The following is a 14351-nucleotide window of genomic DNA, read 5'->3' on the forward strand; positions in this document are numbered from 1 at the left end:
AAGGATTCATTTTATGCTAAGTGAATTTTTTAAGTTTAGTAAGCATAAAACTTGAATTTTGTGACATAAGTCTCAAATATAGTCCTTTTATCACTAAATATCAAATTCAAATGTACATAAAATCATCAGCAAAGACGGTTTAGGTTTATCACTGATGATGAATACTTTCTCTTTAAATAATGATTTATCTTAAAAAACAGCAATTTTACATGGTCTGCTTTAATTTGTTGTAGACCTCTAAAAGTTTTTGATGCATCACAAATTGATCCATTGGATGATTATGCTCATTGCTAATCAAATCAGCGAGACCAAAAAACTGTTTTTTGCCTGTTGCATATTGCCACATTTCGTCAACGCAAGTTTTTCCATACATTTTATTGAATGCATTTTGGTAATCACTAAATTGGTTTTCGCCTCGTTCAATAATAAAATTCACTAAGGTTTGCAAACAACGATAAGCATGGTTACGTTCAGTCGTAAAGATGGATTCGTTCATTTCAACCGTCCAATCGATCCACAATTTTGCTTGCGGTAAATCACCAGCGGCTAATGCCAGCATAGCTTTTAATTCACCAATTCGTAAAGTCAGCCATGCATTATCTTTACCTGTTGCAATGCCAAGCAGTTCACGAACACGAGCAAAATCATCTAAACCTTCATCATCAAACTGTTCAATAATTGCCAGCAACTCTTTTGCTGTTCGCTTTTGATGAGGAAGCGATAAGATCAATTCGCGTAAATGGATCGCCATATTATTGTTTGCGATCAATAGATCTTCAGGTGGATAGATTTCTGACATGCCGACAGCTAAAATACGGCAAGCATAAACCCCAAGATGTTGGTAATCCATGATCAGGACTTCAATTTGATGACGATTAAAAATTGCCATTAAATTAGCAAATTCTTGCTCTGTCGATCCTGAAAAATCCCAATCTACAAATTCATAATCCGGTTTTTCATTAAACAGATCCCACGAGATTAAGCCACTTGAATCAATAAAATGCGTTTCTAAGTTGCTTAAATCAGCAACATCATCATTATCAAAACTTGGTGGTGAAAACACATCCAAATCTTTAAGACTTCGTCCTTGTAAGAGTTCGGTAACGGTTCGCTCAAGAGCCACACCAAAATTAGGATGCGCACCGAAAGAGGCATAACAAGTACCATTTTGAGGATTAAATAAAACAACACAAATAACGGGGAATTCGCCACCTAATGAGCCATCAAAGCAGTAAATCGGGAAGCCTTCGTTTTCTAGAGCGTCGATTGCAGCTAATACTGCTGGATAACGATTGAGTACTTCGACAGGTATGGTTGGCAAACTGATTGCCTCAGTAATAATTCTATTTTTAGTGTAACGTTCGAATATTTCTGACAGACCTTGTACTCGTGCTTCGTTTGGAGTATTGCCTGCTGACATTCCATTAGAAGCATATAAATTAGCTATTAAGTTAACCGGTACATAGATGGTTTGACCATCGGATTGTTGTACAAACGGTAAAGCACAAATCCCACGTTCACCATTACTTGACTGTAAATCAATTAAATCGGTAGCAGTTAATTCATGATCCGGATCATAAAACTTGAGTAATTTTGGCGATAATAATCCTTTAGGTAAGCTATTATCTTTCGGTATCGTAAACCATTTTTCAGTTGGATAATGAACAAATTCACTATTGGCAGCTTTTTCACCTAAATAAAAATCAGAAAAAAAGTAATTGGTTGAAAGCCTTTCAAAATACTCACCAAGAGCAGAAGCTAATGCCGCTTTTTTGCTGGCGCCTTTACCGTTGGCAAAACAGAGTGGACATTTAGTATTTTGAATATGTACCGACCATACGTTAGGTACAGGATTAAGCCAAGAAGCTTCTTTAACAACTAAGTCAAATTTTTCCAATTGTTGTTGAAAATAGTTAATCGAATCTTCAAGTGCTGCATCTTTACCGGGGATAAATGTTTTCATTAAAAACCTTTTTAATATAGCTTGAACAATTTATTTGTCATTAAGTTCACTTAATGGCCATCTTGGTTTGACTTCTATTGCCAGATCAGCAAATTGTGAGGTTTTAAGATGGATCATACCTGCATAAGCAATCATCGCACCATTATCTGTACAAAATTCTAATCTCGGATAATATACCTGCCCTTTTCGCTCAGCCATTAGTTGAGCTAATTTACGGCGTAACGTTTTATTGGCGCTAACACCACCAGCGATAACTAAACGATTAAAACCGGTGAGATCTAAAGCTCGACGTGATTTAATCAACAACGTATCGACTAATGCATCTTCAAATGCTCTAGCAATATCAGCTTTGCTTTGCTCGTCAAGGTCTTGCCCTTGTTGATGAATAGTATTTGCTGCAGCCGTTTTTAGACCGGAAAAACTAAAATCTAAACCCGGTCTATCTGTCATCGGTCTTGGAAAATGAAAACGTGACGCATCGCCTTGCTCAGCAAGCTTAGATAATTTAGCACCACCAGGATAATCCAAACCTAATAATTTTGCTGTTTTGTCGAACGCTTCACCTGCGGCATCATCAATCGATTCGCCGAGTAACTCATATTCGCCAACACCAGTGACTTTAATTAATTGAGTATGACCACCGGAAACGAGCAAAGCAACAAAAGGAAACTCGGGCGGATTATCTTCTAACATCGGCGCGAGTAAATGGCCTTCCATATGGTGCACCGCAACCGCAGGCACATTCCAAGCATAAGCAAGCGAGCGACCGATAGAAGCACCAACCATTAATGCACCAATTAACCCAGGCCCAACGGTATAAGCCACGCCGTCAATATCATTGGGTTTTAAATTTGCTTCTTTCAATGCAGCTTGAATGAGCGGTACCGTCTTACGAATATGATCGCGCGAAGCGAGCTCAGGTACAACACCACCGTAATCAGCATGTAATTTGATTTGTGAATAGAGTTGATTGGCGATAAGACCTTGCTTGTCATCATAAATAGCAATCCCCGTCTCATCGCACGAGGTTTCAATGCCTAAAATCTTCATTAATGCTTACTCATCAGATCAGAAATTTCGTCTTCACTCCAAAGATCTTGTTCAGAAAGTTCTTTATCAGCGATGCGATGTTCTTCTGTGGCCCAATCACCTAAATCAATCAATTGGCAACGTTTACTACAAAACGGACGATATGGACTTTTTTCAGACCATTCAACATCTTTTTGGCAGGTAGGACATTTTACAATGGTATTTTTATTCATTTAAACGCTCTTAAATTCTATTTGACTAACAACATGCAAGTTCAAATTCGATTGCATCAATATTGTTATTATCGCCAGCATAAAGGGGTAAAAAACGAATACTATAACGAGACATGTGACCGGATACTTGAGGATAAACATTTTTATCCAAAGCAACACGAATTCGAATCAAACTCACATCACCATTGGTTTCTTGGAAGAAATTGTTGGTACAAGTGAAAAGACTAAATTCGCCTAATTGTCGAATAAATTGTAAACAAGCTTTCAAAGGCTCATCAAGCACCGCAATATGTTTTAACCACTCATCAACTTGTGAATTGCGTTTTTCTTGTGTTTGATTTAACCATAAATGAAATGATGGTAAATCAAAACTACAACATCCACCTGGGATCATCAAACGCTGACGAATTGCCGTAATAAAACGGTCATCTTTCAAAGCTTGTCCTAAGCGTAAACTCGAATTAAACTTTGTTAAAAAAAGATCATATTTTTTAAGCATATCGCCAAGTAACTCTTTGTCTACACCATCAAGTTCAATCCAAGATAGTATTTTCTGTTTTTGAGCTTCGATCTCTTTAATTAAATCGCCTTTAACATCATTACGCTCAACGATTTCTAATAACTCTGATAATGCATGAAAAAACAATAATGCATTATTTTGTGAGAAATGGCGATGTAAATGTAATTGTTTAAGTAAAAACTCGATCCGTAACCAAGTACGCATTCTTTCATTTAATGGATGTTCGAAAATTATGTTATTCATAGCTATTCTTAACTTTTAAGTTATGTAGATATTGCTTATGCAAGTTATCTACTTGAATTTTCAGTGACTCTAAATCACCATCATTCACAATAATATCATCGGCAAAGGCTAAACGATCGGTCAAACAAACCTGTGTTGCAATCATTTTTTTTGCCAATGACTCACTAATTCTATCTCGATTAATCAGGCGTTCTAATTGTAACGCTTCTGGAATATCAATCATCAAAACGCGATCAGCCAACTGGTGTAAATTGTTCTCAATTAATAAAGGCACCACCCATATCACATAAAGTTTGGTTTGCTGAGCAAACTGTTTTTGCGTCTCTTGAGCAATAATCGGGTGCAATAAATTATTTAACCATAACCGTTCATGATCATTGTTAAAAATGATCTCTCTTAATTGGCTACGGTCTAATTCACCATTTTCTAACAAGATTTCTTGGCTAAAATGTTTAGTAATTTGCTCCAAAGCAGGCGTACCTACTTCAACCACTTGGCGAGCAATAATGTCAGCATCAATAATTGGAACGCCTAATTGAGCAAATAGATGGGCTATGGTACTTTTACCACTTGCAATGCCTCCACTAAGGGCAACAATATAAGACATAAATCAAATTCCAACTAAAATGACTATATTAAGGGATTATATCATACAACTGGGCAACAGAATATATCGCATCTATCCCTAAAATAATTTTAATAATTACCCGCAAAAGGTCCTACATAAAACATTTAAATCATCTCTGTCAGAATATCATCAATAACGCATTTTGATGAAAAAATGCCACCATATTTTGTGATTTAGATCAAAAATAATACTTTTTGTGGATTTTTTAATGTTTAATATCAAAAAAATTAGATAAAACAGTTGTTTTGTTCGTATAGCTGTATATAATCACATGTATCTGTATATAAAAACAGGAATAAACCATGAGACCATTAACCGAACGCCAACAACAAATTTATGATTTAATTAAAGAAAATATCCAAACAACCGGTATGCCACCGACTCGAGCGGAAATTGCCCAAAAATTAGGATTTCGATCCGCCAATGCAGCTGAAGAACATTTAAAAGCATTAGCTAAAAAAGGGGCAATTGAGATGATAGCTGGCTCATCTCGTGGAATTCGTTTATTACTTGAACAACCAGATGACGCATCCGACTTTGAAGGCATCCCTTTAATTGGTAAAGTAGCCGCTGGCTCACCAATTTTGGCACAAGAACATATCGAAAGCCATTATCAAATGTCACCAGCATTATTCAAACCACAAGCTGACTTTTTATTAAGAGTTCAAGGCATGTCAATGAAGGATATTGGTATTTTAGATGGTGATTTACTTGCCGTTCACAAAACTCAAGATGTAAAAAACGGCCAAGTGGTTGTTGCGCGCATTGATGACGAAGTCACCGTAAAACGATTATCGCAAAAAGGAAGGCATGTAAAACTTCTAGCGGAAAATCCTGAATTTGCGCCAATCGATGTTGATTTAGAGCAACAAAATTTTGCCATTGAAGGTATCGCGGTTGGTATTATTCGTAATGGTTCATGGATGTAATCTTAAAGTTAGTATAAAATATCCAATAATTGTTGCTTAGGAGATAACAATATGTGGTTATTTTGGGTATATGAATTTTTAGGATTTGTTGGCGTTATATTATTAGTCTTCGCTTACTGTCGTATTCGTAAACAAGGTTTTTGGTCTTTTTTGTGTCACAATTTAAAATGGATTTCGATTGCCGTAGTTTGTGTTTGGTTACTAATAGCACTTATTTGTCGAAATGATTTATACAGCGCTGCAAAATGTTATTTCCGTGGTGAAAGTATGCACGCTAACACCAAATATTCTATTTTTTGGAGTGAGTGCCAGATCGAAACTTCAAACGGTAACTTTTTACCAATTGACCGCACCCGAGCACTGCCTGGCGCCAAAGATGGTGGTGATAGTCATGGTGACGGAGTGCCTGCTGATGATTTAATCATCAATTAAATTGGTTGATTCTAAAAACAGGCAATGCAAAACGTTGCCTGTTTTTTTATTTGGTAAAATTCTATTTGATTGACTTTTTTATATCACTTTTTCATTAACCCGCATGTAAGCTAAGCAATGTTTTTCAAGTTGTTTAAAGCCAAAAATCAGAACAAAACTCACACACAAATAGATCACCGCTGCAATCCCAAAGGCATGAAATGGTTGATAGGTTTCAGCATAAATATCACGGGCAATCTTCATCACATCTTGAACCGTCACAGTAAAAGCTAATGCGGTTGAGTGCAACATAAAAATCACTTCATTGCTATAAGCAGGCAATGCAATTCGAAAAGCTCTTGGTAAAATAATATAGCGATACAGTTGCCAGCGATTAAAGCCAAGTGCGGTAGCAGCCTGAATTTCACCACTTGGTACATTACGAATCGCGCCAGCAAAAACCTCAGTAGTGTACGCGCAAGTATTGAGTGTAAAAGCTAAAATAGTACAATTTAATCCACTTTGGAAAAAGTCACTTAAATACTTATGTTCGCTAACAAAACTCAATGTATATATGCCGGTATAGATAATCAATAACTGTACATAAAGTGGCGTCCCACGAAAAACATAAGTAAACAAACAAATCGGCCATTTAATGAAGATATGGTTAGCATTTCGCCCCACCGCTAACACTAATGCTAAAATCCCACCTAATGACACAGACAAAATCAAGATCCAAAGCGTCATTGCCAGACCTGTAATATGGTAGCCATCCGACCATAATAGAGCTTTCCAGTAATCTTGAATGATTTCTAACATAATATGGCTCGATTATAATTTCGCTTTAGTGACACCGGCGGAATAATGTTTCTCAAGCCACCATAAAACAACATTAGATATAGAAGTAAAAAATAGATAAAACGCTCCGGCTAGTAAGGCAAAAAATAGCGGTTGATAGGTTGCCTCGCCAGCGGTTTTGGTTGCTTTTACTAGATCGAACAATCCTAATAATGATACAAGTGCCGTGGCTTTTAAAATGACTAACCAATTATTAGCAACTCCGGGAAGAGCATAACGCATCATCAATGGGAATCGCACATAGATAAAAACTTGACGCTTATTTAAGCCTAATGCAGTAGCAGCATCAATTAATGTTTTGGGAACCGATTGAAAAGCACCGCGGAAGGTTTCGGTAAAATAAGCACCGTAGATAAATCCTAAGGTTATAATACCTGCCACAAAAGGATTGATTTCGATCATATCAGCTTCAAAAAAATCAGTAATGCTGTTTAACAAAAATTGCAAACCGAAAAAGATCAGCATCATCAAAACTAAATCAGGCACACCGCGAATTAATGAGGTATAAGCCTGACAAAGTAGTTGCAAAATAGGCTTTTGAGATAATTTGCCAAGAGCACAAACTACCCCCATCATTATGGCAAGAATTAGCGAACAAATCGCTAATTCAATTGTAACTAGTGCACCTTGTAATATTAATGAACTATAGCCTTGCATATAATTTATTTTTTATTGCCATAAACGCTAAAATCAAAATACTTATCATTGATTTTCTTATAGGTGCCATCATTTAAAATTTCAACAAGTGCCTGATTAAACGCTTCACGAAGCTCATCATCCTTTTTACGGAATCCTAGCCCAACACCAACATCAAAATAGCCTTTATCACTAAGCACATCACCAGCGAACGCAAAGTCTTTACCTTGAGGCTGTTTTAAAAAGGCGTAGCTACCAGTAACCTCATCTTGCAATGCCGCATCTAAACGCCCCGCTGCTAAATCCGAAAACACTTGTAACTGATTTTGATATGGCACAATCACTACACCATTTGGGCGCCACTTATCATTAGCAAAATGCTCTTGAGAAGTCCCCTGCTCAACGCCAACCCGCTTACCTTTTAATGACTCAATGGTTGGTAACAAATCAGAGCCTTTTTTTGCGATTAAGCGAGAATTAGTAATAAAAATTTCGTCGGAAAAAGCTATCTGTTTTTTACGTTTTTCCGTCATCATCAATGAAGAGGATATCATGTCGATTTTGCGTGACAATAAAGAGGGAATTAACGCATCAAAATCAGTAGTCTGAAACTCACACTTGATCTTGGCTTTTTCACAAAGTGCTTTGGTGATTTCGATATTAAAGCCACTGATTTCACCATTTTTATCAATAAAATCAAACGGTGCGTAGGATGTATCCGACCCAATTTTAATCGATTCAGGCACTTTGGCTTGAATTGTCCAAGCACAACTTAACAACATCGCTACCGAGGCAATTTTAAATAGACGCTTCATGATTTAATCCTGTAAAATTTTTTGAACGCATAATATAGCGTGTTATCAAATGAATTAATAATAAAAAAAAATTATCAACATGCGGGTGAAAATTGAGTAAAAGTTATAATTAACATTGTTAAAAGGCGAATTTTTAGGCTTCAAAAACCCCGTTCCTCAACTTTTTTTGGTTTAAAAAGTATACCATTCAATACTTTTAAGTCTGATTTGATATTAATAAATTTACTTTCGCTAATTATATAGTATGCTTTGCATTATGATGTTAACTCATTTCAAACACTAAATAACGTGCATTCTTTTATCTTATCTTTGCGTAAAGTTTTTTATAGCAGTAATTTGCTATTTAGTATTCGTATGCTGGTTAGTTTAACTGGCTCTACGCTCGTGCCTTGGTATTTTGGTTCAGTTTCGTTGGTGATTCCACTCACTTTAGGCGTGGTTGCCGCAGGCCTGACAGAGATTGATACCCGGTTGCTCAGTCGCTGTATCAATATTTTACTTACGTTAGTTTGTTTTGCGATTGCAACGTTTTCGGTCGAGTTGTTGTTTAATTTTCCTTTGTTATTTATTGTTGGATTAGTTAGCTCGACGTTTATGTTTATTATGCTTGGTACGCTTGGACAACGATATGGCGTGATTGCTTTTGGTTCGTTATTGATTGCTGCGTATACCATGCTGGGCCACAATCTGTTTGATGATAACTATACTCTGCCTTGCTTTCTACTATTGGGTGCACTTTGGTATAACATTGTTTCATTAATTGAATCTATAGTACAACCGATTCGTACAACTCAGCAGACATTAGCAAATTGCTTCTTGAAATTATCACTTTATCTTGATGCCAAAGCAGCGATGTTTGATCCTGATGAAACTGATGGCTTTAGACGACAAACGCTTGAATTGACAGAATGCAACACTCAAGTGATTAATGCGTTTAATGATACCAAGCGTTCGCTATTTAATCGTTTAAAAGGCTTTCGTGGTCAATCTTATATTAGAAAGATGCTTAGTTATTATTTTGTTGCCCAAGATATTCACGAACGAGCAAGTTCGTCTCATGGTGATTATCAAGCGCTCAGTGAACACTTTAAGCATAGCGATCTGTTATTTCGTTTTGCAAGAATTTTGAATTTACAAGCTAAAGCTTGTGCCAAATTGGCGGTATCGATTAAATTAAATCAAACTTATCACCATGATCCGCTGTTTGCTCGTTATTTTGCTTATTTAGAAGAGGCAATCGTCCAATATCAACAGCATCCTAATGCCAATATGTTATTTATTAAATCGTTGCAAAATCTCTATCAAAATTTGCAAGCCATCGATTTATTATTGGCCAATATTGATACCGAGCAACACCTATCTAAGATACAAGAAGATAATCAGTTGATTGATGAGGAACTAACTCGCTTTCATGATATATTTTCACGAATTAAACAAAATTTAACTTTGAAATCATCATTATTTCGCCATGCTATTCGTATGAGTCTAGTGCTTTTTGTGGGTTATATGGTGATTTTCTTCTCTCATCTTTCACATGGCTATTGGATTATTTTAACCAGTTTATTTGTTTGCCAACCTAACTATTCCACCACTAAATACCGCTTAAAATTGCGAGTAATCGGGACAATTTTAGGGATCATCATCGGGATTCCGTTAACCTATTTATTTCCAAGTATTGAAGCACAATTAGTGTTGATTATTTTGACCGGCTGGTTGTTTTTTCTATTTAAGAATTCGCAATATGCCTATGCGACTGCTTTCATTACTTTATTAGTATTTTTTAGTTTTAGCTTGATCGGTGAAAGTAGTATTTCGGTGGCAATATCACGTATTATAGCAACGTTAATTGGATGTTTTATTGCATGGTTTGCGGTCAGTTTTATCTGGCCTGATTGGAAGTTTAGAAACTTACCTAAATTACTTGATCGAGTCTGCCATGATGATAGTCACTATTTGGCGCTAATTGGTAGTCAATACGTATCAGGTAAAACCAATGATCCTAAATACCGTGTTGCACGGCGAGCTGCACATGATAGTAACGCCGATTTATCTTCACTTATCAGCTTAATGACCAAAGAGCCTCATGTAAAACCCGATCTGATTGAGCAAGGTTTCCGATTATTAACACTTAATCATACATTTATCAGTTACTTATCAACCTTAGGGGCGCATCGTGATAAAAACATCTCGCCCCACACGCTTGAACTATTTGATGATGTTTCGCTTTATATTATTACCATTTTGAGCAATAAGAAGATCGACTCTGAATATCTTCCTTTAAAGAAAATGGTGGATGATCATCTTGAGATTGTGTCCGATGATGATAAAGATAATGATTTGCTGGTCATGCAACAGTTAGCTTTGATTTTGGATATTCTTCCGGAAATCATCGATTTAATTACCTCAATTGAAGAAAAAACTAATTGACCAGCATGCTTATTAATTTAACTTCGTTATTGAATAAATGGGTTTTGTTCACCAATGTAGACTAAGGGTTGTTCGAAGTTGTTAACTTTATCTGCATCAATTTCAAAACCATATAAATAATCTGATTCGAAATATGGACCTTGGTTTTGATTCGGTTTAATCACCGCTGATATTTTGAGATCTTTAATATCAAATGATACTGATTGCTTAGTGGCTTTGTCATAAATAAATATTGACGAATTTGGTAAACCTATTTTGCCAAGAAAAATGTCGTGGTATCTGCCGTCAATTGAATAATAGGGTTTTGAATATTGTGCATTGACAGGATCTGAGTGAGTTCGTTCTTCATCTGGTATCAAAAAGAAAGCCTCAATTGATTTATCGCCATGAGCAAGTAAATCTTCTGTCACAGAAACGAATGCAAATGGCTTTTTATCTTTTATATAATCAATAAACGTTAGTTGATGAAGATTTACTTTTTCAGTTGATGGTGAATGATTCACTGTTTTTGGATGCACTGATGTTTGAGAATAAGCACCAAAGCTTATTAAAGAAATAATAGATACAATTAGTATTTTTTTCATTGTTTACCTACTCCTTAAGTACATATCCACAAAATTAATCTGAATTTTATCTTGATCTATGATCTTCCTGTCGATAATCAGATTTTATATCTAAACGTTTAAATGTATATAATGGATCAATATAATAAATATATGAATATGGAAATATCATTGATTCAAATCCAAATGCCACTAAAGGTTGATTTTTAAACAATTTGCCAGTCCATTTGTCTTTATTCATTTCATTAAAATCTTTGTCAGTTAGACTTCCAATCCTTGAACTTTCAGTATGGAAATATTCAAAATAAGTAAAAATGTTTTTTTCATTATCAGCTATTACCAATTTCCTATGATAGGTCCCAGTAAAGTTGTCATGCTTAATTATTTCATCTTGAAGATAGTAATTTAATTCATTTAATTGAGCTAAATAGCTTTGAGTAATGCTATTTTGAACAGGTATATCGTTATTTTTCGAGACGTTTGGAAAATCTTGATTGTCAATTTTTTGCCAGTCTATTCGCGTTAGTTGTTGCATAGCAAACGGACTTTCCTTACCGATATAAACAAATGTATTTTTAGGGTTTAAGTTGGGTAATTGCTTAAGGTTCAGTTTAAAACCAAATTGATAACTCTTCTCATCATGATGTGGTGCTTTACCGATACTATAAATATTTATGATTGCAAAAGCTTCTAATTTGCGAATAGGGTAAGTAATTAGTCGATTATGTTCGTAATCATAAAGATAGAAATTATCGTCTTCAGATATTCCAGCTTCTTTCAAAAAACGTTGTCGATAGATTTTTGTTAATTTATAGCTATCTTTCTTATAATTACCTATTTCATCTGGAATTAAGTGTGGAACGATTCGAGTATTTCCATTTTCATCATATGAGTTAAAATTAATTCTTTCTGATACTGAAGTAAAATAGAAAATGGGGTTGTCTTTTTTCTCAACGATAAAAATATCTAAGTCTTTTATAGTGTTATCTGAATGATTTTGTATTTCCTCGTTAGCATTTACAAAACAACTCAGTAATAATAATATTAATAACTTTATTTTTATTATTTTCATTTTTCCTGCTCTTTTAACCACGCTATTTCTTGTTTCCAAAGATCCGGATCGACAGTTTCGAGGATGAGAGGGATTTCATCGATTCGCGAGTCTTGCATGATAAATTTAAATGCCGTTTCGCCGATGGTTCCTTTGCCTAAGCTATCATGACGATCAACATGGCTTGCCAATTCACTTTTAGCATCGTTTAAGTGCATACCTCGTAAGTATTTAAAGCCAACAATTTTTTCAAATTCTTCAAAGGTCTCTTTGCAGGCTTTTTCAGTGCGTAAGTCATAACCGGCAGCAAACGCATGACAGGTATCAATACAGACACCAACACGACTTTTATCTTCTATTTTATCGATGATTTGTGCAAGATGTTCAAATTTATAACCAAGATTAGACCCTTGCCCTGCGGTGTTTTCTATCACTGCGACAACATTTTTAGTTTTATCTAAAGTGATATTTATCGATTCGGAAATACGCGCCAAACACTCATCCACCGAAATTTTTTGTAGGTGACTACCAGGATGAAAGTTGAGTAAAGTTAACCCTAGCTGTTCACAGCGTTGCATTTCGTCTAAAAAAGCTGTTCGGGATTTATCGAGTTGCTCACTATCAGGGCTACCTAAATTGATAAGGTAACTATCATGCGGTAGGATTTGTTTACTAGTAAATCCATATCGTTCACAGCGTTTTTTGAAACTATCAATCACTGCTGATTCAAGCGGTTTTGCATGCCACTGGCGTTGATTTTTAGTAAATAAAGCAAAAGCCGTTGCACCAATTTGATAAGCATTAATTGGAGCATTATCGACACCACCAGAAGCACTCACATGAGCACCAATATATTTCATAATTTTTTCCTAGTTTGAGCCACTGTTTCGTTGAAGTTGGTCACGTAAATTAGGTGGAACACCTTTAATCACAAGTGAGTCTGTTTGCGGGTCCCATTTGATTCGTTCGCCTAATAGATCAGAATCAAAGCTTAAGGTTAATCCACCACCGCTACCAGAGAATTTTTTAAGTTGGCGTAGTGCACTACGATCAACGGGGAAAGTGTCCTCTAGATCATATTCACTATTTTTGACAAATTCCATAAAATTATTCTCGTCAGTCGCTGGCAATTCGTTAGCAAGATTTTTCAGTTCAATCTCTTCACCTGCTTGTAATTGCGCTTGGCAATAATTATAAACATTTTCACGGGCATTATTCTTGTTGTCAAATTGCATTTCTTGGCAATAGTCATCAACCGCTTTAACAAGTGTTTTATTTTGCGCTTTAGCATCTAATCCTTCACTCGCACCTAAATAATCCATAAAGAAGTCAGAAACCTTACGCCCTACTCGTCCTTTTAGGAAAGTTAGGTAACGTTTTGAGTCAGGAGCCGTTTCCCATTCGGTTATATCTATACGAGCAATGATGTCGGCATGGTCAATATCTAAATACTGGGTTTCTGATATATTGAGTTGTTCGTTGACTAACATACTTAAACAGCTATTTAATACAGCAATAATAAGGTACTCAACAGCTAGATATCGATAATGACAAAAAATAACGGTGCCACCTTCAGCAAATGGATATTTGGCCAGTTCATTACGTAATTGTTTGGTAGATTCTTGACTAAAATTAAGGAAGTCTTGATTACCTATACGTAATTCTTTAAGCGACTGTTCAAAAAGGCTTTCACTATTAAATAGTCCATAAGCTTTACTTTTGTTGTTATAAACGCGGTTTATATCTTCAATCAAGTTGGTTACCGCTTGTTCATTGTTCAGTAGTGAGTCACGAAGTTGTAATTCGATTTCCGTATCGCTTTTTCTTATTAATTTATGTAAAACAACGTTTTCTATTTGTACACTCATGAAAATTCCTATTACGCTAGACGATTTGATAATCGACTATTTTATCAAAGCACTAAAAAAGTGCTATCATCAATTTTTATCTCTGTTAAACTAGTTATGATTATTCAAGTCAATTTTATACTTTTACGTATATTCTAAAATTCTTAGCAACTTTAACTTTTTTTCAATGTGAATAAA

General features: G+C 35.5%; 15 protein-coding genes. 3 read left to right on the plus strand and 12 right to left on the minus strand.

The window, feature by feature from the left end; all coding sequences use genetic code 11:
• Nucleotides 1–205 precede the first annotated feature (205 nt).
• From ycaO to coaE, 5 genes are read right to left on the minus strand one after another with little or no spacing between them, the layout of a single operon-like run.
• Complete coding sequence (gene ycaO / locus J3U24_RS01280; protein WP_267337006.1) at nucleotides 206–1963, minus strand: 30S ribosomal protein S12 methylthiotransferase accessory factor YcaO; 1758 nt, start codon at nucleotides 1961–1963, stop codon at nucleotides 206–208.
• A gap of 30 nt (nucleotides 1964–1993) precedes the next feature.
• Entirely contained in the window at nucleotides 1994–3013 is a 1020-nt protein-coding gene (tsaD, locus tag J3U24_RS01285; protein WP_267337007.1) for a tRNA (adenosine(37)-N6)-threonylcarbamoyltransferase complex transferase subunit TsaD, read from the minus strand.
• Complete coding sequence (gene yacG / locus J3U24_RS01290) at nucleotides 3013–3225, minus strand: DNA gyrase inhibitor YacG (RefSeq protein WP_065734517.1); 213 nt, start codon at nucleotides 3223–3225, stop codon at nucleotides 3013–3015. Before yacG ends, tsaD begins: the two co-directional genes overlap by 1 nt.
• 25 nt (nucleotides 3226–3250) lie before the next feature.
• A complete protein-coding gene (gene zapD, locus J3U24_RS01295) occupies nucleotides 3251–3988 on the minus strand; it encodes a cell division protein ZapD (protein ID WP_065734518.1) in 738 nt (245 codons plus the stop codon).
• Nucleotides 3981–4595, minus strand: coding sequence for a dephospho-CoA kinase (gene coaE, locus J3U24_RS01300; RefSeq protein WP_267337008.1), 615 nt, complete (start codon nucleotides 4593–4595; stop codon nucleotides 3981–3983). Before coaE ends, zapD begins: the two co-directional genes overlap by 8 nt.
• Before the next feature lie 323 nt (nucleotides 4596–4918).
• Between coaE and lexA the strand changes: the two genes are divergently transcribed.
• Nucleotides 4919–5545: a transcriptional repressor LexA gene (gene lexA, locus J3U24_RS01305; RefSeq protein WP_065734520.1), complete on the plus strand. Its 627-nt coding sequence runs from the start codon at nucleotides 4919–4921 to the stop codon at nucleotides 5543–5545.
• 51 nt (nucleotides 5546–5596) lie between these two features.
• Complete coding sequence (locus tag J3U24_RS01310) at nucleotides 5597–5977, plus strand: hypothetical protein (protein WP_267337009.1); 381 nt, start codon at nucleotides 5597–5599, stop codon at nucleotides 5975–5977.
• Nucleotides 5978–6055: 78 nt separating this feature from the next.
• Here J3U24_RS01310 and hisM read toward each other — a convergent pair whose 3' ends face one another.
• The 3 genes from hisM to J3U24_RS01325 are packed head-to-tail and all read right to left on the minus strand — an operon-like array spanning nucleotide 6056 to nucleotide 8265.
• Nucleotides 6056–6775, minus strand: a complete 720-nt coding sequence (gene hisM / locus J3U24_RS01315; protein WP_065561731.1) for a histidine ABC transporter permease HisM — start codon at nucleotides 6773–6775, stop codon at nucleotides 6056–6058.
• A gap of 12 nt (nucleotides 6776–6787) precedes the next feature.
• Complete coding sequence (locus J3U24_RS01320; RefSeq protein WP_065734523.1) at nucleotides 6788–7471, minus strand: ABC transporter permease; 684 nt, start codon at nucleotides 7469–7471, stop codon at nucleotides 6788–6790.
• A gap of 5 nt (nucleotides 7472–7476) precedes the next feature.
• A complete protein-coding gene (locus tag J3U24_RS01325; RefSeq protein ID WP_065561733.1) occupies nucleotides 7477–8265 on the minus strand; it encodes a lysine/arginine/ornithine ABC transporter substrate-binding protein in 789 nt (262 codons plus the stop codon).
• A 336-nt stretch (nucleotides 8266–8601) separates the two neighbouring features.
• On the opposite strand from J3U24_RS01325, the gene yccS reads away from it, so the two are divergent.
• Nucleotides 8602–10692, plus strand: a complete 2091-nt coding sequence (yccS, locus tag J3U24_RS01330) for a YccS family putative transporter (RefSeq protein WP_218060024.1) — start codon at nucleotides 8602–8604, stop codon at nucleotides 10690–10692.
• Between the two features lie 26 nt (nucleotides 10693–10718).
• Here the strand turns inward: yccS and J3U24_RS01335 are convergent, their stop codons facing one another.
• The 4 genes from J3U24_RS01335 to yejK are packed head-to-tail and all read right to left on the minus strand — an operon-like array spanning nucleotide 10719 to nucleotide 14174.
• The gene (locus tag J3U24_RS01335; protein WP_267330922.1) at nucleotides 10719–11276 is read right to left on the minus strand and encodes a hypothetical protein; all 558 of its coding nucleotides are present in this window, start codon (nucleotides 11274–11276) and stop codon (nucleotides 10719–10721) included.
• 46 nt (nucleotides 11277–11322) lie between these two features.
• Nucleotides 11323–12327 (minus strand): hypothetical protein, encoded by a 1005-nt coding sequence (locus J3U24_RS01340; RefSeq protein WP_267337010.1) that lies wholly within the window; start codon nucleotides 12325–12327, stop codon nucleotides 11323–11325.
• Nucleotides 12324–13166, minus strand: a complete 843-nt coding sequence (nfo, locus tag J3U24_RS01345; protein WP_267337011.1) for a deoxyribonuclease IV — start codon at nucleotides 13164–13166, stop codon at nucleotides 12324–12326. Before nfo ends, J3U24_RS01340 begins: the two co-directional genes overlap by 4 nt.
• Before the next feature lie 9 nt (nucleotides 13167–13175).
• Nucleotides 13176–14174, minus strand: a complete 999-nt coding sequence (gene yejK / locus J3U24_RS01350) for a nucleoid-associated protein YejK (protein ID WP_267337012.1) — start codon at nucleotides 14172–14174, stop codon at nucleotides 13176–13178.
• Nucleotides 14175–14351 lie beyond the last annotated feature (177 nt).

The sequence above is a fragment of the Gilliamella sp. B2785 genome (assembly GCF_026537005.1).
GTDB lineage: Bacteria > Pseudomonadota > Gammaproteobacteria > Enterobacterales > Orbaceae > Gilliamella > Gilliamella apicola_E.

Excerpts from the sequence above, each read along its gene's own strand:
- lexA (WP_065734520.1), top strand. The coding sequence starts at position 4,919 with ATGAGACCATTAACCGAACGCCAACAACAAATTTATGATTTAATTAAA.
- zapD (WP_065734518.1), bottom strand. The coding sequence starts at position 3,988 with ATGAATAACATAATTTTCGAACATCCATTAAATGAAAGAATGCGTACT.
- coaE (WP_267337008.1), bottom strand. The coding sequence starts at position 4,595 with ATGTCTTATATTGTTGCCCTTAGTGGAGGCATTGCAAGTGGTAAAAGT.
- tsaD (WP_267337007.1), bottom strand. The coding sequence starts at position 3,013 with ATGAAGATTTTAGGCATTGAAACCTCGTGCGATGAGACGGGGATTGCT.
- J3U24_RS01335 (WP_267330922.1), bottom strand. The coding sequence starts at position 11,276 with ATGAAAAAAATACTAATTGTATCTATTATTTCTTTAATAAGCTTTGGT.
- ycaO (WP_267337006.1), bottom strand. The coding sequence starts at position 1,963 with ATGAAAACATTTATCCCCGGTAAAGATGCAGCACTTGAAGATTCGATT.
- yejK (WP_267337012.1), bottom strand. The coding sequence starts at position 14,174 with ATGAGTGTACAAATAGAAAACGTTGTTTTACATAAATTAATAAGAAAA.
- J3U24_RS01325 (WP_065561733.1), bottom strand. The coding sequence starts at position 8,265 with ATGAAGCGTCTATTTAAAATTGCCTCGGTAGCGATGTTGTTAAGTTGT.
- J3U24_RS01310 (WP_267337009.1), top strand. The coding sequence starts at position 5,597 with ATGTGGTTATTTTGGGTATATGAATTTTTAGGATTTGTTGGCGTTATA.
- J3U24_RS01340 (WP_267337010.1), bottom strand. The coding sequence starts at position 12,327 with ATGAAAATAATAAAAATAAAGTTATTAATATTATTATTACTGAGTTGT.
- J3U24_RS01320 (WP_065734523.1), bottom strand. The coding sequence starts at position 7,471 with ATGCAAGGCTATAGTTCATTAATATTACAAGGTGCACTAGTTACAATT.
- yacG (WP_065734517.1), bottom strand. The coding sequence starts at position 3,225 with ATGAATAAAAATACCATTGTAAAATGTCCTACCTGCCAAAAAGATGTT.
- nfo (WP_267337011.1), bottom strand. The coding sequence starts at position 13,166 with ATGAAATATATTGGTGCTCATGTGAGTGCTTCTGGTGGTGTCGATAAT.
- hisM (WP_065561731.1), bottom strand. The coding sequence starts at position 6,775 with ATGTTAGAAATCATTCAAGATTACTGGAAAGCTCTATTATGGTCGGAT.